Source organism: Luteolibacter algae (assembly GCF_042683045.1).
Taxonomy (GTDB): domain Bacteria; phylum Verrucomicrobiota; class Verrucomicrobiia; order Verrucomicrobiales; family Akkermansiaceae; genus Luteolibacter; species Luteolibacter algae.
On record NZ_JBHUIT010000036.1, the window covers coordinates 1 to 624 of the forward strand.

The following is a 624-nucleotide window of genomic DNA, read 5'->3' on the forward strand; positions in this document are numbered from 1 at the left end:
TGACGGATTGAACTCGCGGCGGGGCAGGTGTTGAGAGCGACGCCTTGATAGCCCCCTATTCGTTGTGTAGGATCCAGTCGAACGTTTGATCCAATGCGTCCTCTGTCTCACTCAATAAATCTTCGGTCATCATAATCGAGTCTCGAGCAGAATGCTCTCGCGAGAGGATATCATCAGCCTTCCGTCGCAAGTCCATCAGGCGTTGGACTGGTGGAATGTCAAAGTGGTCGAGATACAAATACACACGATGAGAAAGTTCAATCATACCTGTGTGATACCGGTGAAGACCCTCAAAGATCGCACCCACTGTCTCTCGATACTCATCCACCGTCGCGGGGCTGAGGACAACGCGAACTGCGCCAAACCTTGAGGGCATGTTGGAAACATTCTGCTCCGAATCCTCCGTATTCCGAACGAAGCGCTTGATCAGGTAGCGATAGTTACTCCGGAGCTCAGCGAGTGCTCCGCGGATCTCCGAAGTCACCCGAAAGATCTCAATTCGCTCTCGGGAGCGTCTGCGGAACTTCTCTCGGCGAATCCTATCTTCAACGACTGTGAAAATGCTTGCGGCGCTGCCGACCACACCCAGAACGGCGAGGCAGATGCCAAACGGATCGGGATCGA

The 624-nt window shown here is 53.7% G+C and carries 1 protein-coding gene; it reads right to left on the reverse strand.

What is annotated here, in order from left to right; genetic code table 11:
• Positions 1–55 precede the first annotated feature (55 nt).
• Positions 56–624: hypothetical protein (locus tag ACFSSA_RS15710; protein WP_386821581.1), on the reverse strand; the 569-nt coding region annotated here is incomplete at its 5' end.